15 protein-coding genes are annotated in these 20,865 nt (G+C 49.3%); 2 read left to right on the forward strand and 13 right to left on the reverse strand.

Features of this window, described 5'->3' with window-relative positions; genetic code table 11:
• Positions 1-9: 9 nt before the first annotated feature.
• The 7 genes from H4O27_RS10330 to H4O27_RS10365 form a co-directional block, all read right to left on the reverse strand.
• Positions 10-3,246, reverse strand: a complete 3,237-nt coding sequence (locus H4O27_RS10330; protein WP_165006509.1) for a type I restriction endonuclease subunit R, EcoR124 family — start codon at positions 3,244-3,246, stop codon at positions 10-12.
• Between the two features lie 8 nt (positions 3,247-3,254).
• On the reverse strand, positions 3,255-3,476 hold the full coding sequence (locus H4O27_RS10335) for a DUF3791 domain-containing protein (protein WP_165006512.1): 222 nt from the start codon (positions 3,474-3,476) through the stop codon (positions 3,255-3,257).
• A 10-nt stretch (positions 3,477-3,486) separates the two neighbouring features.
• On the reverse strand, positions 3,487-3,726 hold the full coding sequence (locus H4O27_RS10340) for a hypothetical protein (RefSeq protein ID WP_165006515.1): 240 nt from the start codon (positions 3,724-3,726) through the stop codon (positions 3,487-3,489).
• Positions 3,723-4,202: a DUF3990 domain-containing protein gene (locus H4O27_RS10345; RefSeq protein ID WP_165006518.1), complete on the reverse strand. Its 480-nt coding sequence runs from the start codon at positions 4,200-4,202 to the stop codon at positions 3,723-3,725. Before H4O27_RS10345 ends, H4O27_RS10340 begins: the two co-directional genes overlap by 4 nt.
• A gap of 9 nt (positions 4,203-4,211) precedes the next feature.
• Positions 4,212-5,423: a restriction endonuclease subunit S gene (locus tag H4O27_RS13195; RefSeq protein WP_226883399.1), complete on the reverse strand. Its 1,212-nt coding sequence runs from the start codon at positions 5,421-5,423 to the stop codon at positions 4,212-4,214.
• Positions 5,410-5,997 carry a restriction endonuclease subunit S gene (locus H4O27_RS10360; RefSeq protein ID WP_165010642.1) on the reverse strand — a complete coding sequence of 196 codons (588 nt, stop codon included), beginning with the start codon at positions 5,995-5,997 and terminating at the stop codon, positions 5,410-5,412. The genes H4O27_RS13195 and H4O27_RS10360 overlap by 14 nt, the downstream gene beginning before the upstream one ends.
• Positions 5,998-6,277: 280 nt before the next feature.
• Positions 6,278-6,649: a winged helix-turn-helix transcriptional regulator gene (locus tag H4O27_RS10365; RefSeq protein ID WP_165010644.1), complete on the reverse strand. Its 372-nt coding sequence runs from the start codon at positions 6,647-6,649 to the stop codon at positions 6,278-6,280.
• Between the two features lie 193 nt (positions 6,650-6,842).
• Between H4O27_RS10365 and H4O27_RS10370 the strand changes: the two genes are divergently transcribed.
• On the forward strand, positions 6,843-7,019 hold the full coding sequence (locus tag H4O27_RS10370) for a nuclear transport factor 2 family protein (RefSeq protein ID WP_206224768.1): 177 nt from the start codon (positions 6,843-6,845) through the stop codon (positions 7,017-7,019).
• Between the two features lie 929 nt (positions 7,020-7,948).
• Positions 7,949-9,967: a BCCT family transporter gene (locus H4O27_RS10375; protein ID WP_165010645.1), complete on the forward strand. Its 2,019-nt coding sequence runs from the start codon at positions 7,949-7,951 to the stop codon at positions 9,965-9,967.
• Positions 9,968-10,032: 65 nt separating this feature from the next.
• Here the strand turns inward: H4O27_RS10375 and pepN are convergent, their stop codons facing one another.
• From pepN to H4O27_RS10405, 6 genes are all read right to left on the reverse strand, one after another.
• Positions 10,033-12,723, reverse strand: coding sequence for an aminopeptidase N (pepN, locus tag H4O27_RS10380; protein WP_165010647.1), 2,691 nt, complete (start codon positions 12,721-12,723; stop codon positions 10,033-10,035).
• Between the two features lie 129 nt (positions 12,724-12,852).
• Positions 12,853-15,294 (reverse strand): acyl-CoA dehydrogenase, encoded by a 2,442-nt coding sequence (locus H4O27_RS10385; RefSeq protein WP_165010649.1) that lies wholly within the window; start codon positions 15,292-15,294, stop codon positions 12,853-12,855.
• 84 nt (positions 15,295-15,378) lie between these two features.
• On the reverse strand, positions 15,379-15,828 hold the full coding sequence (locus H4O27_RS10390) for a MarR family winged helix-turn-helix transcriptional regulator (RefSeq protein ID WP_165010651.1): 450 nt from the start codon (positions 15,826-15,828) through the stop codon (positions 15,379-15,381).
• Positions 15,829-15,925: 97 nt separating this feature from the next.
• The gene (mhpT, locus tag H4O27_RS10395) at positions 15,926-17,152 is read right to left on the reverse strand and encodes a 3-(3-hydroxy-phenyl)propionate transporter MhpT (protein ID WP_165010653.1); all 1,227 of its coding nucleotides are present in this window, start codon (positions 17,150-17,152) and stop codon (positions 15,926-15,928) included.
• 280 nt (positions 17,153-17,432) lie between these two features.
• Positions 17,433-19,286, reverse strand: coding sequence for a feruloyl-CoA synthase (locus H4O27_RS10400; protein WP_165010655.1), 1,854 nt, complete (start codon positions 19,284-19,286; stop codon positions 17,433-17,435).
• An 84-nt stretch (positions 19,287-19,370) separates the two neighbouring features.
• Positions 19,371-20,819 carry an aldehyde dehydrogenase gene (locus tag H4O27_RS10405; RefSeq protein ID WP_165010656.1) on the reverse strand — a complete coding sequence of 483 codons (1,449 nt, stop codon included), beginning with the start codon at positions 20,817-20,819 and terminating at the stop codon, positions 19,371-19,373.
• Positions 20,820-20,865: the final 46 nt, after the last annotated feature.

The following is a 20,865-nucleotide window of genomic DNA, read 5'->3' on the forward strand; positions in this document are numbered from 1 at the left end:
ATGCTTTCCTTATGCCGAATACCCAACCACTTGATCCGCCAGTTTATGCAGGGCTTCGCGTAGCTGTTTGCGGTATTTGATTTTGGATAGTTGGGCTATTTCGTCGTCTTGGGCAAATTCGCTGTATAAGGCTGCGGCATCGGTGAGCAGTTTGTCAATTTGTCCTAAGTCGTTTAAATCTTCTTTGCCGTATTGATGACGGGCGAAGAGTGCCGATAAGCCGTCGTTGGTAATCACATCAGTCAGCCCCCATTTTAGGCGGAAGGCTAAAAATTGGTTGTGCTTGGCTTTGGTATTGACTTGGGCAATGATTGCCAAGCCGTCAAAACCGGCGGTGCTGGTGGCGGTGTCGGGGCTGATGTCGTTTTTATTAAATCCGCCTTGGCAAATCAATTCGCTGGCGGTGGTGATTTGCTCGGCGAGCGTACGATCTTCAAGAGTGTCAGCAAATTTCTGTAAGTCGTTTCGGGTTTGTGCCGCACCGTGGCTGTCGCCTTTTTCTACCTGTGCTAATAATTGATTGACCAGCATTGTCAGATAGTCGTAATCCACTTTGATGTCTTTAATGTGAATCATCGCTAATTCAATTTGCCAAACGGGGACGTTATCTCTTTCGGCAAAATAGCGTTTTAATTCATTGGTTAGGGTAATGGTGAGTGCGATTTCTTCATCGCTGGTCATACCTAAATGGTTAATCAGTGCTTCGGGGTTGTCGTAATCAAAGCCGATATCTTCGCCACTGTCGTCTTTTTGTGCGTCATATTGCTTCAGTTTGGCGATATTGGCGTTATAGCGACGCAGATCATTCATCATCTGTTCGCGATCCTTATCAGACGGCGGCAAATGGTTGAAATCGGCGGTCATTTCACGCAGATTCTGCACAATTTCTCGGGTTTCTTCGGCGATTTTGCTGAATTCAGCGGCTAAAATGCCGTCTTTTTGGTTGCTTGCTTTGCGTTCGTCATCGGACAAATTGGCAGAACTTTCATCGGCATAGATGGCAAGTGCTTCGTTCATCAGTTTTTCGTTGTAGGTCGGCCAGCGGTAATTAACAATACGTCCCCAAGTTTTTGTGCTGTTATTGGCTATGCGGTTGGTGCGTGAATAGGCTTGAATTAAGCCCGCACTTCTCAAGGTTCTATCCACATACAGCGTATTTAGCTCGGGGGCGTTAAAGCCTGTCAGTAGCTGATCAATCACAATCACAATATCCAAAAATTTACCGTCGGAGGCACTTTTATTCAGACGGCTTGCCACATCTTCGGCATAGCCTGCCACATCGTCCAAACCGAAATTCGTACCAAATTCGGCGTTGTAGGCTTTAATGGCTTCGTGCAATGCTTGGTTACTCTCAACCATTGTATTATTGTTGCTGGTGTTTAGGCTGTAAGTTACTGCCACTTTCAGGGTGAATTCGCCCTGCTCGCGACGCTTTGCATTCACCCGCATAAATTCGTTGAAATACATCATTGCCATTTTGCCGCTTGCTTTGCCGCCGCCGACGTGTGTGGTCAAAATAGCATTGTAACGGGCGGTTTGGCTTGCGTTATCCCAAACGGAACGATTTTTCCAATGCTCAAAAATATCCTGCACCACTAATTTCACGTGATCGGGGTTGTCGTCATAAAAACTCGGGCTTATGCTGTCGTCCATATCTTCGGGGGTCATATTGGCGATTTTGTCGCTGATTTTTTCATCGCTCCAGTCGGGATATTTTTCACGGTAGAACTTGGGCAGATAGGTATTTTTCATTGCCTCCGTGTTGATCGTGGTGGCAAAGTCCACTTTAAAGCCCAGCACATTTTTATCGGCAATGGCATTTCTAATCGTATAGGCGTGCAACAGCTCGCCAAAAATATCGCCCGTGCGTTTGCCGTTGGTGGTTTCATCAAACATCGGTGTGCCGGTGTAGCCGACCCAAGCCGAATGTTTAAAGGCTTTTTGAATCTCTTCAAATCCCTCTCCGCCTGTGGAACGGTGAGCTTCGTCCACAATAAACACGATATTTTTCTCGGGCGGCGTAAATGAACGGCGTTTAATCAGCGTTTGCAGTTTTTGCACCGAAGTAACAATAATGCCGCCGCCTTTTTCTTTCAATTTGCGTTGCAGATCGATGGTGTTATCGGTGTTTTTAATTGCACCAATGCCGTCTGTGCTGTCGGGATTATAGGCTTTATAATCTTCCAGTGTCTGATTGGTCAGGGCGATTCTGTCCACCAAAAACACCACTTTATCTACTTTCGGGTGGCGGCTCGCCAGCCACGCTGTTTTAAAGCTGGTGATGGTTTTGCCTGAACCTGTGGTATGCCACACGTAGCCCAGCTTGTTCAGCCCGAAATTAAAATCCGCCCGTTTTAACGCCTGAATCACTTTTTGTGTGGCATAAACTTGATACGGCCGCATTACTTTCAGCATTTGCTTGTTTTTTGTGCCGTCTAAAATCATAAAGTTAGTCGCCATCTGATGAGCCATCGGAATGGATAACATACTGTCGGCAAACTCACGCCAATCACGCACGGCACTGTTATCGCCCTTGCGTTGCCAGTTAAAGGCAAAATCTTTATTAAAGCGATCGGCGGTGGTGTTCGCCATATATTTCACATTGTTCGGCGTTATCGCCACCAAAATTTGCAAGGTAGAAAAAATATCCCGATATTGATGTTCGGCAATATATTGGTGCATTTGATTTAACGCTTCATTCACATCACGGAGATTTTTTTTCTCTTCAATTTGAATAATCGGCAAGCCGTTAATCAGTAGCGTGGTATCAAAAATACGGCTTTGCTTGCCGGGAATTTTGGCAGGTCGCTGAATCTGATTGACCACTTGATACACCGTATCGCCCGCACCGATTTGGTTTTGATCAAATACGGTTAAAAACACGTGTCTGCCGTCGTCTAAATCAATTTCAATCTGTGATACGCCATTCACACCGTATAAAAACTGCCCAGCGGCGAACGGGGTCGCCAAATCGCTGATGATTTTTTTGACTTGGGCAAATTCATTAACGCTCAACGGGTGATTCAGCGTGTTTTGGTTTAATTTTTCCAAAATTGCTTTAAAGTTCGCCCATAAATCCTCGGTGGTTTTGATATGCTCGGCGTATTGCCACAGTCGTGTTTTAATCACGCCGTTGCTGTTTATTGCGTCTAACTGCTCGGGCGTGGTCAGCGTGCCTGTGGTGATGTAGTTGATCAATTCTGTTTCAAAAGCCTGTTCGCTTGGGGTGTGGGTTTGAATGCTCATGGTTTTCCCTAATTTGAATGTTGTGATAAACGCTGTTTTTCCAAAATCATCTGATCAATGTCATCAAAGGCATTTTCTAATCGCTCAATGTGATAAATCGGATATTGGCTAAAAATCAGATCGGTTAAATTTAGGCTGTCCCATAACGCCAAAATCTGGGCGGCATTGGTTTTTTTGGCGTACGCATAATTTTCCAGCAAATAAATAAAAAATTTGGTTTCTTCATTCATTATCTGCCCCTTATGATAAATAGACGGACAATCTTGGGTTGCCGTGTGTGCGTTCGTTATGCCACAAATCCAATAAACCTTTATTGGATAATTGCCACAGTTGTAATTTTTCATCTTTTAGCATTTGATGCGTTACAGACCCATAAAATTCGTGTACCGCTTGCATAGGCGAAATGCCGTTTTCTTGGGCGATGGTCTCCACAATATTTTCAATCATTTTTTCAATAATCAGTTGCTCGGCTTTGTTCATAAAATGATCGCTCCTTTAAAAGTGAGACAATTTAACGCTTTTTGGGTGCAAAAAACATATTGATCGTCCAGTCGCTCGGTTTTAAAACGGCGAATGGTCTCATCTTTGTCATAAAATTCTTCCATATAAAGCCGTATCAGCCTTAAAACACCATCATCAGCAACAGGACCGATTACAATATCATAGCTTTCACCCAGATAAGTCTCGTTGCGGTTTTGCACAATAAAATCAAGCCAAGATTCATCTGCCTGTTCAAAAATTTTTACCGATAAATCTCCAATCAATGCTTGATTAAATTCATAAATATTCAAACAAGCAATACCTTCTTGCAAGCGTTCAGTTTTACGTTTTGCCCAATTAGTCGCCTGCTCTTGGCTTGAAGTCAAATAAAAACCACGCCCAAAATCCAACGGATTTCGTCCCTTACTCAAATCAGGCACAACAATTTGCACATTGCTTCCGTGATAAAGAATCATTACGCCTCCTTAAACAAACATCTGCTGTAATAGCGATTTTTTTAGTTGTTTTAAATGCTCTAACTTACGCTGATGAAGCGTAATCAGCCCGTCAAGCCGTCTGAAAAAGTCGCCGATGGTGGTTTGTTCGGCTGGGTTAGTTGGAATGTAAACCCTAATCTTGGATAAGTCATTGGCGTTAATTGCTGGGTAGCTTGTGCCTGTGCATTTATCCAAAACTTTACGAACAAAATTTTCTTCTTGGACACAACTAAATAAAAAATAACTGCTTACACTTGGTCTTAATTGAGCATAACCAGTTGAAAAAACGAAAATTTTATCACCAGAATTTAATTCAAAAAGATAATTATTTTTTTGATAAGGTCTTACCGTTTGATAAAAAATATCGCCTTTTTGTGCCAATCTTTGAGCTCTGGACGGAGCTGAATTTTTGTATTCAGTACGGTGTGCAATCATTTCAGTGCCAATAACTGATTCCAAATCCACATATTCAAATTCATCTGGTAATGTGGATTTTGGGTTAATTTCCACCACATTCCCCAACTCTTCCAGTTCCCAAGCGTTAGTAAATTGAGGAAAACGAATTTCAGGAATATTTTGCCCGTTTTGCGGGAACATTTTTTGCAAAAGTCCTTTTTTCAGCGTTTGGGTATGCTCAAGTTTTTGCTCGTTCAGGGCGATCAAGCGGTCAATTTTGCGGAAAAAATTACCAATGGCGGTTTGTTCGGCTGGAGTTGGCAACATAATCGGCAAAGGATTTAATACCTGCAGATTGATATTTTTTTGAGCATTTTGTGTGGCTTTTGAATTCAAGTTATCTTTTTGCAAATCTAGGCTGTATTTTAAAAAGAAAACATCGCTCATATCCTTAATAGGTGAAATTGCAACCAAGCTATCAGGACAAGCCATTTTAAATCTGGTTATTGCCGTATCGCCAATATTGGCGGCGATAGTAATTAAAAGCGTATTTTCATCAAATAATTTGCTAACTGATAAACCTAATTCATTGAGTGTTTGAGTGTAATTATCTAAAAATAAAGAAGAATTACTCACATCACCCGTTTGTACAAACGGAATATCACCACCAAAATACTTAGGGTCATTGCGTGGTCTTGCTGAAAACTTACCACGCTCCACCTTAGCAATATCCCCCAGCGTCTTTTGCTCCCAATCCCCACTAAACTGGGCAAAGCGTAATTTCGGCGTGTTATGCTTGCTCATTATTTGCTCCTTGTGTCAGCCGTGCCAAAATAAGGCGGTGTTCGTTGTCGGCAATTTGTTTTTTCAGCGTGGTAAGCCGCTGCGATTTAAGATAAATACTGCCGATAATCTCTTGCTGTTTCAGGCTTGGCAGGGCAGGCAGTTGCAATGCTTTGAGCTGTCTGACCGTGTATTTCAGCACCTGCGAACCTTGCAGCCCCAAGCCAAATTGCCGTGCGATCTCGGCATTTTCATTGATCAGATAAACCAGATAATTAGCGTCAAGCTCAGGGTTTGGGGTCAGTTTGATATAGTTTTGCGTGTATAAACGCCCCTGATGAATTGCCTGCACTCGCACCGCCCTGCCCGAAATCAGACTGAACAGCGTATCGCCTGCGTTAAGCAGTGCCACGCTGTCGGCGGTGCGGACTTGTTTTTGAGCCGTGGGCGTTTCTATCCGCCAAAAATCCGCGTCCAAATCGCTCTGCGTATAGTAGTCATAAATCGGATCGGACGACTTACTACTTTCTGTAATCCGAAATTGCGGCGTGCCACTTTGAAATTGAGCCAGATCGCCCAAAGTTGTATATTTCATCTGTGCCTTTTCAAAATTATTTAAGTTGAACGCATTATAAATGAGCCTATTTCATAAAACAAGGGATTTTTGCATTTTTATTTTGTGGTTTTTAAAAACTTTATTTTATATCTGCATTAATTGTGCAAAAAATACAATGCCGTCTGAAAATCCCCTTTTCAAACGGCATTCCATTCTTAAAAAACTCTCAAAAAATCGACCGCTCTTTTTGTGCAAGCGGTCTGATTTTTTGAATTTTCGGCAAAATGCCGTCTGAAAATCAATTCAAACGGCATTATTTTCACGCTTTCGGGCTTTCCGCCAAAATCGCTTCTAAATTCTCTTCCAGCCAATCCACCAAATGATAAATTTTTTCGGCGGCTTGTTCGCCGTAAGGGGTCAGGGTGTAATCCACGTGCGGCGGCACGGTGTTGTAGGATTTGCGGATTAGCATTCCGTCTTGCTCAAGGTTTTGCAGGGTTTGGGTCAGCATTCGTTCGCTCACGCCGTCAATGGCGTTGCGGATTTCGCTAAAGCGCTTCGTGCCGTCTCTTAGCACTACCATAATCAGCACCCCCCAACGGCTGGTGAGATGTTGCAAAATTTGGCGGGAAGGGCAAGCAGCGGCAAGCACATCGCCCCTTTCAGCAGGATAAATTAAATTTTCGCTCATTTTTATTTCCTTAAAAATCAATTAATTAAATCAATTCTTCAAATTATTTTCATACTTACATTTTTGTAAGTACTTTTAAAAAGTAAGTTAGTGGATATAATACGCCACATCAAGCCAAACGGCAACGGGATATTTTTTCAAATCAATTTAATTATTAGGAGTTTATGATCAATCCAAAGCCACGGTAAAACGTGTGGCAGCGGACGGTGATTTGGTTTGGTTACGCATTCACAGCCAAATGGACGATAAAGACCGTGGCGAAGCGGTGGCGGATATTTTCCGCTTGGATGAAAACGGCAAAATTGTGGGGCACTGGGACGTTATCCAAGATGTTCCGGAAAAAACCAAAAGCGGTCGGATGATGTTTTAATTAAAAACCTGTTTGGGGGCAGCTTAAAAACCGCTGAGAATCTGCAAAAGTCGTCTGAAAACCAATTTAGCGTTTTCAGACGACCTTTTTGAATTAAAAAAACGTAAGTCGGGTCAGGCTTTCCCAAAGCCGTAACCCAACGTTTTCAAATACCTAAACAAACCTCCCCTTTATGACGGCATTACCTGCCCGTAGTCGTTTTTATGCGGCGTTTTGCGGCAATGCCGTGTATTTTTCGGCAAGCCCTGCATTGTTTTTCGCCGAATTTGCCTGTGTGCCGAAAACGGGGGCGACTTGTGTTGGCGATTTTGCAGCCGTGAATTTATGCCAAAGCCGGCATTTTCCTTGAATAAAACCGATGGAGTCATTGTGCTTGCCGAACTGTTTTGTACGGTATATCGGCGGTGTGTGAAACGGTGCATTTATTGCTTGACATTTATTGCTTGATAGGATAAACGACTGCTCTTAGCGAACTAAGGGTATTCGGTTTTTCCAGCGGTCGGATGTATTGTTAGCCTTTGTGCAACTGCTACATAATACCGTAATTGACTCGATTTAAACCTGCTTTTTAATAAGCGGTTTTGATTGTCTGCTTTACTGCTTTTTCATTTCCAATCCACCAAAGTTTCGAACATCCCGGCTTCAGAAAAATCAAAATCTATAATTTCTCCGAACTTTTATGCCTGCATTTTTTCATCATTTCCCGACTTAAAATCAGGTAAATAAAAGCAGAAAACGTCTCAAGAATTAAGCCCAATTGTCAGCAATTTTACAGAAAACCGTTAATTTGTTATAATTATCAAGTATTTTCTCAAAAAAGCAATTTAACTGCTTTGATTAAATTGTTGCTTACCTTCGCTTTTTCTGTTTACAGAAGGCCGTCTGAAATTTATATCGCTATCCGACGTGATATCAACATGGAGAAGTTAATGAGTCTTAACTCGCTCGTCCAAAATAAATCCTCTTTCAACCCGATAGTGATTGCCGCCACATTAATCTTTGTTGTGCTATTGCTGGTCGGTACACTCGCTTTTCCGGCGGAGATGCAAAATATCCTTAATTTCCTGAAAGAAGGCATTTTCCAGCACTTTAGCTGGTTTTATATTTTGACCTTTTCGATCTTTCTCTTTTTCCTGATTTTCCTTGCCATCAGTAATCTGGGCAGCATCAAGCTGGGTACCGACGAGGAAGAGCCTGAATTTTCATTCATGTCGTGGCTGTCTATGCTGTTTGCCGCGGGTATGGGTGTCGGTTTGATGTTCTTCGGCGTCGCCGAACCACTGTCGCACTATGCTGATCCCATCAGTAATGGCAATGCGGAATCCGCTATGCTGCATACCTTCTTCCACTGGGGTATTCATGCTTGGGCAATTTACGGCGTGATTGCCTTGGCACTAGCCTATTTCGGCTTCCGCTATAAACTCCCATTGGCTCTGCGTTCTTGCTTTTATCCGATTTTAAAAGACAAAATCAATGGCCGCCTAGGCGATTCCATTGAAGTGATGGCGCTGATTACCACATTGTTCGGTATCATCACTACCTTAGGCTTCGGCGCCGTTCAATTGGGCTCCGGCTTGCAACAAATCGGCTGGATATCGGAAAACAGCTTCGACATGCAAGTCATCGTAATTATCGCCGTAATGACATTGGCGGTTGCTTCGGCTGTATCCGGCGTGGGCAAAGGCGTAAAAATCCTGAGTGAAACCAACTTGATATTGGCCGTGTTGTTAATGCTGTTTGTATTGTGTACCGGCCCTACCTTGCACTTGCTGGGCGCATTCAGCAATAACTTGGGTGATTATATCAGCAGCTTGGTTGAACTGAGCTTCAAAACCTATGTGTACGAACCCGGCAATACCGCTTGGTTCAACGGCTGGACCGTACTTTATTGGGCATGGTGGTGTTCATGGGCGCCGTTTGTCGGCCTGTTTATCGCCCGTATTTCACGCGGCCGCACCATTCGCGAATTTATTTTCGGCGTATTGGTGATTCCAAGCTTGTATTGCGTGTTGTGGTTTACTGTTTTCGGTAACAGCGCCATCTGGCTGGATACCAACGTTGCCAACGGCGCGCTAGCCGGCCTGACTTCCTCGCCGGAAAAACTGCTGTTTGTTTTCCTAGACTATCTGCCACTGCCTACTCTGAGCAGCATCGTTGCCCTGATCGTCATTGCTCTGTTCTTCATCACCTCTGCCGACTCCGGCATTTATGTATTGAACAGCATTGCTTCGCGCGATAAAAGCATGGTTTCGCCAAAATGGCAGGCAGTAATGTGGGGGATTTTGATGTCGGCGATTGCCATTGCCCTGCTCAATTCAGGCGGCATGAGCGTTTTGCAAACCATGACCCTGATTACCGCCTTACCATTTGCATTTTTGATGATTCTGATGGCCTTCAGCTTATGGAAAGCCTTGGAAGCCGATCAAAAATACTTTAAGGCCGTGGTTACCCCGACCAGCAGCTATTGGACAGGCAAACGTTGGAAAGAGCGTTTGCAAACCATGCTCAACCAATCTCAAGAATTGGATATCCACAGCTTCATAAAATACACCGCCCTGCCGGCCATGCGTGAATTGAGTATGGAAATGAACAAAGGCTACGGCCTGACCGTGCACGTCAACACCGAAGCACTGACCGATGAAGAGCCATCGATTGAATTGGTGATTGAGAAATCGACCATGCGCAATTTTGTATACGGCATCAAATCCGTACGCTACGGCATCGCCGAGCAACTGGTACAAGAAAGCAACCTGCCGCATATCCGCAGCAACACCACCTACGCACCGGTCACTTATTTTTCAGACGGCCGTACCGGCTACGATGTGCAATACATGAGCCGTGAAGAATTGATTGCCGACATTCTGAAAAACTACGAACGTTACTTAAGCCTGATGGAAGACGTGGGGCAAGAGATTATGTCGCACGAGCAAACTGAATTGGCTGAATAACATTTTCAAATCAAAAGGCCGTCTGAAAGATTATCTTTCAGACGGCCTTTTCTTTATTTAAACCATCAAGCCAAAATCTTACCCACAATCTCGCCCACGTCTTTCGACAAACCTTCCTGCGCTTGAATGCGTTGCAGTTGTGCAGTCATCAAGGTGCGGCGGTGCGGTTCGAGTTTGCGGCAGAGATTAAACGCCTGTACCAAACGCGCCGCCACTTGCGGATTGAAACGGTCGATTTCCATCACTTTATCGGCCAAGAATGCGTAGCCGCTGCCGTTTTCAGCGTGGAAATGCGGCACGTTGCGGCTGAAACTGCCCAGCAATGAACGCGCTTTGTTCGGATTTTCCAAACTGAATCTCGGATGATTTAAGGCCGTCTGAACTTGCGCCAGCGTATCGCTGCGGTGGCTGGCGCCAATCAGGATAAAGTATTTGTCCATCACCAACGCATCATCGTCGTAGCGTTCGGCAAAGCGTTCGAGCAAGGTGTTGCGGCCGGCATATTCCAAATGATTCACCGTATTCAACACGCTGATTTCATGGGTCATATTCGGTGAAAGCTGCTCGTAGCGGGTGATGTAATATTGCAAACGCGTACAGGTAGATTCTTCGTAATCGGCGCGCCGCTCACCTTCGTAATTGCCCAACTGCATGGTTTGATGCTGCTCGACCCGAATCGCCAACAAGCGCACCGCCGCCAACAGCGCACGAACACCGGCCAATTCCGGATGGTATTCATACGGCGCATCAATGCCGCTTTCGGCTTCTTGCGCCAATGCCCATTCGCGTGTTTCAACCAATTCGTTGATGCAGGCTTCGGCCAAAGCATTCAGCAAGGCTTCGCGTGCCTGGTGGTAATGCAACGGGTTGATGTCATCCGCCTCATCCCACAATTCGCTTTCAGACGGCACGTGCAGCAACACGGCTTTAAACGCGGCAGCCAAGCCGGCATTGGTTAAAACTTGCTTCACCGCCTCAATCAAGCCTGTATGCTGCGGCAAATCTTCGCCTGCTTCAATTGCGGCCAAATTGGCGGCAACGGCGCGGGAATACAGCGTTTGCGCAGCTTCCCAACGGCTGAATTCGTCGGAATCGTGTGCCAATAGCAAAGCTAAGTCGGCATCGCTGTAAGGATAATTCAAATGTACCGGCGCAGAGAATCCGCGCAGCAATGACGGCACCACGGCTTCGTTGACACCGCCCAACACAAATTCCTGCTCCGCTTCGGTCAGCAGCAACACCGCTTCACTCACGCGCTCGCCCTGATACTCAAATTCAACCGCTTCACCTTGTTGATTGAGCAAGCCGATTTTCACCGGCATCATCATCGGCTTTTTCCCGGCAGCAGGCATATCGGGCGTAGCCGGAATGCTTTGTTTGATACTCAACACAAAATCATTGTTGTTCAGACGGCCTGTGATGTCTAAAGTCGGCGTACCGGCCTGGCTGTACCACAAGGCAAATTGGTCGAGATTGATTTCATTGGCATCGGCCATCGCGTTGCGGAAATCATCACAAGTCACGGCTTGGCCGTCATGGCGTTTGAAATAGAGCTTCATGCCTTTTTGGAAGCCCTCTTCGCCCAGCAGCGTGTGATACATGCGCACCACTTCCGCGCCTTTTTCATACACGGTCATGGTGTAGAAATTGTTCATTTCCTCATAGCTGGCCGGACGCACCGGATGCGCGGTCGGGCCGGCATCTTCGGGGAATTGGTGCTGACGCAGCATACGTACATTGTCGATTCGGCGCACGGCACGGCTGGCGCGGTCGCCGGAAAATTCTTGGTCGCGGAACACGGTCAAGCCTTCTTTGAGCGACAGCTGGAACCAATCGCGGCAGGTCACCCGGTTGCCCGTCCAGTTGTGGAAATATTCATGGCCGATAACCGCTTCAATGCCTTCAAAATCAGCGTCTGTGGCAGTGCGGCTGTCGGCCAGCACATATTTGGTATTGAAAACATTCAAACCCTTGTTTTCCATTGCGCCCATATTGAAATCGCCCACAGCCACGACCATGTAAATATCTAAGTCGTATTCCAAGCCGAAGCGCGTTTCGTCCCACGCCATCGAGTTTTTCAGCGCTTCCACCGCAAAGGCCACTTTACCTTTATCCGCTTCGGTAGTGTAGAACTCAATCGCCACTTCACGGCCGCTTCGGGTGGTAAACGTATCGGCAGTCAAGGCCAAATCACCGGCCACCAGCGCAAACAGATAGCTCGGTTTGGCAAACGGATCAATCCATTTCACCCAATGGCGGCCGTCCGAATATGTGCCGCTGTCGACCTTATTGCCGTTGGACAACAACACCGGATAGCGTTTTTTGTCCGCCACGATGGTGATGGTGAATTTCGACATCACATCCGGACGGTCGGGATAAAAAGTAATCTTGCGGAAACCTTCCGGCTCGCATTGGGTAAACAGATTGCCGCCGCTGGCATACAAGCCCATCAGCGATTTGTTTGCAGACGGCACAACGCGCGTTTCCACTTCCACCACAAAGCTTTCAGACGGTATCTGCGCCACGGTCAGTTTTTCATCGGCCAGCACATAATCCACCGCCTCCCCGTCGATTTTAAACGACAGCAATTCTGCCGATCCGTCCAACACCAACGGCGCATCTGCCGCCAACGGCTCGATAACCAAACGCGATTTGACGCGCGTGTCATGCTCGTTGATGTCGAAATGCAAATCGGTTTTGCGCACCGAAAACGCCGGCGCGGCATAGTCTTTTAAATAATGTACGGTTTTGCTCATGGCAATCGGCCTTCACAATCGAAAGATAATCATTGATATGGGTTTCAGAGTACCTGAATTCAAGTAGTTTGAACCAATAAAGGCCGTCTGAATACATATTTTCAGACGGCCTCCAATCAATATCAACGATTAAAACACCCTAAATTCAAAAGGTTTCGGATTGGCTTCGTTCAAATCCATATCGAAATCGTCCACCGTAATTGCGATTTTCACCAAGCGGCGGGCTTCGCGGATTTGTTCGCCTTGCTCGGCGGTAATCAAGCCTTTCTCCACCGCTTCGCTGATTTTTTCAGACGGCGTTTCGGCGGTGAGCCGGCCTTTGGCATCGGCTTTACGCAAGGCTTGTTCCAACTTGGACGTTTGGCGCACGGCTTCCATCGCCGGTTTCAACACGGTCAACGGCTCGTCGGCATTGTCGGCATCGCCTTGCGGATGGAAACGGAAACGTGTCAAGCGCTCGAGTGTTTCGCCGTGTTGCTGCATATCGGCGGCCACTTGATGCACCAGCTTGTCTTCCGGTGCGCTTTCGCGTTTGCCCAATGGGAATACCACCGCACGCAACAGCAAAGCGGCGCAGCGGTTCGGCAGGTTTTTCACCAAGCCGGACAGGGCTTGTTCCGCTTCATACAAGGCCAAGCGCGCGGCGTATTCGGCAATGGGCAAATCGGCTTCACGGCTGCCCTCACGCTCGAAGCGTTTCAAGCAGGCCGAAGCGATGTAGAGATTGGAAAACGCATCTGCCAAGCGGCCAGACAGGCTTTCGCGGCGTTTCAAATCACCGCCCAAGCTCAACATGGCCGCGTCGGCCGCAAAGGCAAACGCCGCGCTCAAACGGTTGAGCCGTTTGTAGACAAAGGCCAGCGGGCTTTTCGGTGCATAGCCGCCGCCGTTGGTGATGCCGAATACGAAGCTTCGGGCGGCATTAGAGGCGCTTTGGCCTAAGTGCTTTTGAAACGCTCGGTCAAACGCGTTCACGTCGTCTTTTTGCAGCGCGTTAATTTCGGTCAGCACATGATGATGGCAGCGGAATGCGCCCTGCCCGAAAATCATCAGACAGCGGGTCAAAATGTTCGCGCCCTCCACTGTGATGCCGATCGGTACAGCGTTGTACATCGAAGCCAGATAGTTGCGCGGCCCGCCGACTACGGCGCGGCCGCCGTGAATATCCATGGCATCGTTCATCACTTTGCGCAGGCGTTCGGTGTTGTTGAATTTCACCATGGCGGAAATCACCGATGGATTTTCACCCAAATCCAAGCCGGTCAAGGCCAAGTCTTGCGCAGCTTCCATTTGGTAAGTATGGCCGCCGATACGTGCCAATGCGTCGGCCACGCCTTCGAATTTGCCGATCGGCAAACCGAATTGCTGACGGATGCCGACCCATGCGGAAGTCGTCCATGCAGCGTGTTTGGCGTTTCCCACCGATTGCGACGGCAGCGAAATGCAGCGGCCGACAGACAAACACTCCATCAACATGCGCCAACCTTGACCGGCATAATCACGGCCGCCGATAATCCATTCCAGCGGGAAGAAAATGTCTTTGCCCCAAACCGGCCCGTTCCAAAACGGCGTTTCGTTCGGGTAATGGCGGCGTTGGTGCTGCAAGCCTTCCATCGCGGCCGGCAGCAGTGCGCAGGTGATGCCGATGTCTTCCTTGCCGCCGAGCAAGCCTTCCGGGTCGCGCAATTTGAAGGCCAAACCAATCACAGTAGCAATCGGCGCCATGGTAATCCAGCGTTTTTCAAAGCTCGCGCGCACGCCCAATACGTTTTCATGATGCGAGCCGTCGCGCGGGTCGGTGTAGCTGCCGTAACACACGAAACCGGTATCCGGAATCGCGCCTGCGTCCGAACCTGCCCACGGGCTGGTGAGTGCGAAACACGGCATATCAATGCCCTTTGCCAAGCGCGGCAGGTAGTAATCTTTTTGCTCATCGGTGCCGTAGTGCTGAATCAACTCGGCAGGCCCCAAGGAATTGGGCAGCATAATCATATACGCCGCGGCCGGGCTGCGGCTGGCGATTTTGGTCGCCACTTTGGCATGGGCGTAATGCGAGAATTGTTTGCCGCCGTATTTTTTGTCGATAATCATGGCGATAAAGCCCTGATCTTTCACGTATTGCCACACTTCAGGCGGCAAATCTTTATCGTGGCGGGTAAAGCGCCAATCATTGAGCATTTGGCACAATGTTTCGGTTTCGTTGTCGATAAAGGATTGTTCTTCTTCGGTTAATTTCGGGTCGCGATAGGCGGACAATTTGCGCCAATCGGGTTTGCCGTTGAAAATTTCCGCATCCCACCACACCGTACCCGCCTCAATGGCTGCCTGTTCGGTGGCCGACAATGGCGGCAGAATGTTTTTGAAAAGCTTGAACGCCGGACGGCTGACAAATTTCATCCGCAGCGATGCCACACCCAACAGCGCGCACACCGCCAGCCACGGCAATGCAAACCACCATGCGAACACGCCCGTGAGCAAACCCGACACGCCGGCAGCGGCCCACAGCCACAACGGTGCGCTGAAAAACGCCAATGCGGCCAAACAGCCCAGTGCGATAATTGTGCCTGACATCGTTTCTCCTTTGTTTTCTCTGTATTTTTTTATAGAGGCCGTCTGAAAATATCTGAAAACAAAGTATCTTTCAGACGGCCTGTATTAATCGTCGCGCAAATTATCCAATAGCCGCTGCACCGTGGCTTTGAGCATAATCACGCTTTCGGGCGTCAACCCTTGCAACATTTTGGCTTCAAACGCCGCCGCTTCTTTCATACAGCGGGCGAACACCTCGCGGCCGGTATCGGTCAATTCAATCAGCACCATACGGCCGTGATTCGGGTCGTTGCGTTTGGTTACCCAATTGTGTTCCACCATGGTATTCACAATCTGATTGGCGGCCTGCGGCGAAATAAACGAGCGCGCGGCCAACGCGGCATTGGCCGTGGCACCGCGCCGCTGAAGATTCGACAGCATGGTAAATTGCGGCAGGCTCACGCCCAATGGTTTCAAGACTTCGCTCAACTGCTGGTTGACTAAGCGGTCAAGGCGGCCGATGTTGTAGCTGACGGTCGGCTGGCCGGCGGTGTCTTCCCAAGATCCATTTTTCATAGCCGTCACTCCGTAATCCTGTGTTTCAAAGCCCGTATCTTACTGCTTTTCAGACAGCCTTTCTATGCTGAAGGCCGTCTGAAAACGGGCTTGGCCATTAAGCTTTGGCATCTTGTGTTTTCTTAAAGCGCAACACCAAAATAAACGCGCTGACAAAAGCCGCGGCAATCACCGGAATGGCGGCGCTGATTACAGCCGAACCTGACTGGCCTGCGCCCAAAATCAAGCCGGCCAAAATCGGGCCGGCAAACGAACCGGCGCGGCCGACTGCCACCGCCGTACCCACACCTGTGCCGCGGATGGCCGCCGGATAAAACATACCGGCCAATGCGTAGAGCGTGCCTTGCCCGCCGATGATGAACATACCGCAAGCCAAAGTCGCAGCAATGATGCTGCCTAATTCGCTACCGGACGATAGCGCATACAGCGCGGCCAGCATACCGGCGTAAATCAACACCACCACGGCTTTGATATTGAGTTTGTCCAAAAACAGACCCAACACCAGCGTGCCGATGACGCCGCCGACGTTAAAGCCGATTTGCACATAGTTGATTTCTTCGCGGCTGAAATTTTGGTTGGCAAACAGCGTCGGCAGCCAGTTAAGTAACACATATAGCACAATCAGCGTGCAGAAAAAGCTCACCCACAATTGCAAGGTGCCGAAAATGCGCCCTTCGCCGAACAAAATACGGCCGATGGAAAAGCTGCGCTGCTCGGCTTCCAACTTGCTTTGCAGATAGGCTTTCGATTCCGGCAGCCACATCCAAATAATCGGTACCAACAACAATGGTGCGAAACCGCCGACGTAGAAAATCGATTCCCAACTGAATTGCTTGGCCATCGAAATCGCCACCAGCGAAGTGATGATGCCGCCGGCCGGTACACCGCAATACATCATGCTCACTGCCGTGCCGCGCCATTTCTGATTCACTGCTTCTGTGGCCATGGTAATCAAAATCGGCAGCGCGCCGCCCAAACCCAAACCGGTCAAGAAACGCGCGCCCAGCAGCAGTTGAAAGGAATAAGCATGCGCGGTCAGCACCGACATGATGCCGAACAAAACCGTGTTCGCAATCAAAATCGGCTTGCGGCCGTACATATCGGCCAGTTTACCGGCCAACAATGCGCCCGGCAGCGTGCCCAAAGTAGCCGCAGAAAACGCCCAGCCCAACTGCTTCGGATCAAGCCGGAATGCTTCGCGCATCATCGGTGCGGCCACGCCCATCGATTGCAGGTCGAAACCCTCCATCAGAGCCAAAATAAAACACAGCGCCAACGTGATTTTGGCACTGTTTTGTATGCTCCTTCCCTCAGCTGACATCATGTTCTCCTTGTATTTCATGTACTTATTGATTTATTTTGGTTGTATAGTGGGTTCGCTTTAAAAATAAAACAAGGCGGCGAGCCGAAGACAGTATGGATAATACGGCCAGGCGAGCCAACGCCGTACTATTTTAAAGTGATCCACTATATTTTCAGACGGCCTCATTAAATTTAAGCCAAACCCCAGATTTTGAGTGCAGTTCGAAGTTAGGGCATCGCATAACGAAGAAATGTGCCAAAGATGGGGATTTGGCAAAAGTCTCAATGCTGTCTGAAAAAATTTAAGGCGCGGCAAAGCGGAACGGATCGTCTGCGCTGCCATACAAGGCTTCGATTTGCTGCGCACGGCGGTTGCGCAACAGACGCTGATTCAGATTGCCTTTGTCGGTTTTTTCTCCCGCGGCGCTGTCGGCGGCTTCTTCCATCAGATACAGCCGCGCAATGCGTTTTGAGCTGGCGCTATAGCCTTTGTTGATTCTGGCCATAAAGTCTGCAAACCATTGCTGCACCGGTTCACTCAACAAAACATCATGCCAATCGGCATCAGGCAAACCGCTTTTGCGGCGGGTAACAGTCGGTTTCGGGAAAGCCAATACGCCGATTTCGTCTTTGCCCTCGCCCACCAACACCACGTCTTCGATCAGCTCGTTGCCGTGAATCAGAATGCGGTTGCGCAATTCGCCCACGTTGACAAAGGTGCCGGTCATCAGTTTGAAGTCTTCGGCGATGCGGCCGTCGTACACCAAGCCGTCTTCGATGTTGTCGGGATTGAGCAGGCGCACGGCATCGCCGGTGCAATAAAAGCCTTCTTCGTCAAAGCTGCCGCGTGCATTATCGTGTCGCCAATAGCCGCGCATCACATGCGGGCCGCGCACACGCAATTCGATTTTGTCATCCACCGGCACCAGCTTCACTTCGCAGCCCGGCGCAGGAAAACCGACAAAACCGGCTTCCAAATTCGACGGCCCTGTGGTGAAGGTGCAGGAAGGGGAGGTTTCAGTCATGCCCAAACCCGCCATGATGCGGATGCGTTCGCCGCAATGCGTGTAGCTGATGTCGGAAAGTTTTTGCCACAAATCTTGCGACAAGGCCGCACCGGCAAAGAAAAACAGCTTCACATTTTTAAAGAAGGTATCGCGCAATTGGGCATCATCTTGCAACGCGTTGGCCAGTTGCGCCCACGCCACCGGCACATTCAGATACATGGTCGGCGAAATTTCTTTCAGATTGCGGATGGTTTCGGGGAAGCACTCAGGCGTCGGGCGTCCGTCATCGATGTAGAACGTGCCGGCGTTGTACAGCACAATGCCTAAATTGTGGCTGCCGCCAAAAGTGTGATGCCAGCTCAGCCAGTCCACCAATACCGGCGGCTCGTCCTCCATCACCGCCAAGGTTTGGCGCAACATTTGCTGGTTGCTGCACAGCATTCTGTGTGTGGTCGGCACCACTTTCGGCAATGCCGTCGAGCCGGAAGTAAACAGGAATTTGGCAATATCGTCGGCCCGAATCCGCGCGTGACGCCGCTCTACTTCACCGGTGGCCGGCGTATTGAGAAAATCGTCAAATTTCAGGCAGGCATGGCCGTCCAAATCGCCGGTGGTGGTGATAATCGGCTTGTCGAGCTGACCGCAGGCTTCAAGATGCCGTCTGAAACCTTTGCCGTCGCCCGCAAAGAACATGCCCGGGGTAAGCGTGTCAACCACATGACGCAGCTTGTCGGGGCTGTCGGCCACCAGCGAATAAGCCGGTGCCACATAGGCATGCGGCATCCCCGCCACCATCGCACCAAAATTGAGCAGGAAGGTTTCGATGGAATTTTCCGACAAAATCATCAGCGGCCGCCCGGCGGACAATCGATACGGCATCAAGGCTTGAGCAATGTTTCGCACGGCTTGCAGTGTTTGCGCATAGGTGTATTTCTGCCATTGTCCGCCGGCACTGCGACGGGCGACAAACACACGGTCGGGGTATTTTTCGGCATTTTCATACAAACGCTGCGACAATACTTCGGGATAAGGTTTTAAGATTTCTTTAGGATGGATATAAAACGTGCCGCCCTCTTCGCGCACGTCCACTTCATGGCCGCCCAGCTTGACCGGACGGATGGGATAATCGAGATAAGATGTGGTGTTCATGCAGTTTCTCCTCTGCTTTGGTGTTCAGACGGCCTCGTTGCGTTTGCCGCCGGTTTTATTGTCAAGGCCGTCTGAATTGGATGCTTAAATCGGATAATGTTTCGGCGTGCTCCGTACGGTAATCCAACGCAACTCGGTAAATTCGTTAATCGACGCATGGCTGCCGAAGCGGCCGTAACCGCTCTCTTTCACACCACCAAACGGCATCGGCGCTTCATCGTCAACAGTGGCAGAATTGATGTGGCAGATACCGCTTTCAATCCTCTGTGCAATCGCCATTGCGCGGCCCAAATCACGGCTGAATACGGCTGCCGACAAGCCGAACACGGAATCGTTGGCTTTGGCAACCGCTTCTTCATCGTCTTGCACACGCTCCAACGTACACACCGGACCGAACGATTCTTCGGTATAAAGCTGCATGCCCGGGGCAATGCCGTCGAGCAAAATCGGGCTGATGGCAGTACCGTTGACTTGGTATCCGGTAATCGCTTTCGCACCTTTGTCTTCCGCATCGCGCACCATGGCCAAAATGCGGTCGGCCGAGCGTTTGCTTTCCACATGGGCGATGTGGACTTGTCCGCGTGGGTCGCCGGTAACGAAACCGTCGATTTTCGCTTTCAGACGGCCGATTAAATCGTCGGCCACGCTTTCATGCACCAACACGCGCTCGGTGCTCATGCAGATTTGGCCTTGGTTGAAGAATGCACCAAACGCAATCGCATTGGCCGCTTCGTCCAAATCGGCGTCTTCGCACACAATCACCGGTGCTTTGCCGCCCAATTCCAACACCACCGGTTTCAAGTATTCGGCGCATTGTTTGGCAATAATTTTGCCGACATGGGTCGAGCCGGTGAAGTTGACACGTTTTACCGCGGGGTGGGCAATCAAAGCCGACACCACTTCCGGCGCATCCTCCGCGCTGTGGGTTACCAAGTTCACCACGCCTTTCCCCAAACCGGCTTCGTTTAAGGTGCGCACCAGCAATTCATGCGTGGCCGGGCAGTTTTCCGAAGCCTTCAACACCACCGTATTGCCGCACGCCAAGGGCATCGCCAGCGCACGGGTCGCCAAAATCACCGGCGCATTCCAAGGCGCCATACCCACCACCACGCCGCACGGCACACGCATACCCATTGCCATACGGCCCGGCACATCGCTCGGAATCACATTGCCTTGAATCTGCGTCACCATGCCCGCCGCATCGCGCAGCATATTGGCCGCCAAATGCACATTAAAACCATACCACGCGCCGCTCGAGCCCATCTCGCCGATACCGATTTCGACAAATTCTTCCGCACGCGACGCCAGCAAATCCGCCGCTTTCAGCAAACGGTTGCGTTTTTCTCCCGGCGGCAACGCCGCCCAAGCCGGAAACGCCTTCGCCGCCGCCTCCACCGCCGCATTGGCATCCGCCGCCTTACCGGCCGCCGCCATTGTTGCCGCCTGACCGCTCAAAGGTCCGAAACGCTCGAATGTTTGGCCGTCTGCCGCCGGACGCGATTCACCATTGATAAACAAATTGACTTGATTCATGAAATTCTCCTGTTGCCTCAGGCCGTCTGAATGTTTCAGACGGCAT

Origin of the sequence: Neisseria yangbaofengii (assembly GCF_014898075.1) — a bacterium.
Lineage (GTDB): Bacteria > Pseudomonadota > Gammaproteobacteria > Burkholderiales > Neisseriaceae > Neisseria > Neisseria yangbaofengii.

Coding starts and splice junctions, on each gene's coding strand:
- H4O27_RS10330 (WP_165006509.1), bottom strand. CDS start 3,246: ATGAGCATTCAAACCCACACCCCAAGCGAACAGGCTTTTGAAACAGAA.
- H4O27_RS10335 (WP_165006512.1), bottom strand. CDS start 3,476: ATGAATGAAGAAACCAAATTTTTTATTTATTTGCTGGAAAATTATGCG.
- H4O27_RS10340 (WP_165006515.1), bottom strand. CDS start 3,726: ATGAACAAAGCCGAGCAACTGATTATTGAAAAAATGATTGAAAATATT.
- H4O27_RS10345 (WP_165006518.1), bottom strand. CDS start 4,202: ATGATTCTTTATCACGGAAGCAATGTGCAAATTGTTGTGCCTGATTTG.
- H4O27_RS13195 (WP_226883399.1), bottom strand. CDS start 5,423: ATGAGCAAGCATAACACGCCGAAATTACGCTTTGCCCAGTTTAGTGGG.
- H4O27_RS10360 (WP_165010642.1), bottom strand. CDS start 5,997: ATGAAATATACAACTTTGGGCGATCTGGCTCAATTTCAAAGTGGCACG.
- H4O27_RS10365 (WP_165010644.1), bottom strand. CDS start 6,649: ATGAGCGAAAATTTAATTTATCCTGCTGAAAGGGGCGATGTGCTTGCC.
- H4O27_RS10375 (WP_165010645.1), top strand. CDS start 7,949: ATGAGTCTTAACTCGCTCGTCCAAAATAAATCCTCTTTCAACCCGATA.
- pepN (WP_165010647.1), bottom strand. CDS start 12,723: ATGAGCAAAACCGTACATTATTTAAAAGACTATGCCGCGCCGGCGTTT.
- H4O27_RS10385 (WP_165010649.1), bottom strand. CDS start 15,294: ATGTCAGGCACAATTATCGCACTGGGCTGTTTGGCCGCATTGGCGTTT.
- H4O27_RS10390 (WP_165010651.1), bottom strand. CDS start 15,828: ATGAAAAATGGATCTTGGGAAGACACCGCCGGCCAGCCGACCGTCAGC.
- mhpT (WP_165010653.1), bottom strand. CDS start 17,152: ATGATGTCAGCTGAGGGAAGGAGCATACAAAACAGTGCCAAAATCACG.
- H4O27_RS10400 (WP_165010655.1), bottom strand. CDS start 19,286: ATGAACACCACATCTTATCTCGATTATCCCATCCGTCCGGTCAAGCTG.
- H4O27_RS10405 (WP_165010656.1), bottom strand. CDS start 20,819: ATGAATCAAGTCAATTTGTTTATCAATGGTGAATCGCGTCCGGCGGCA.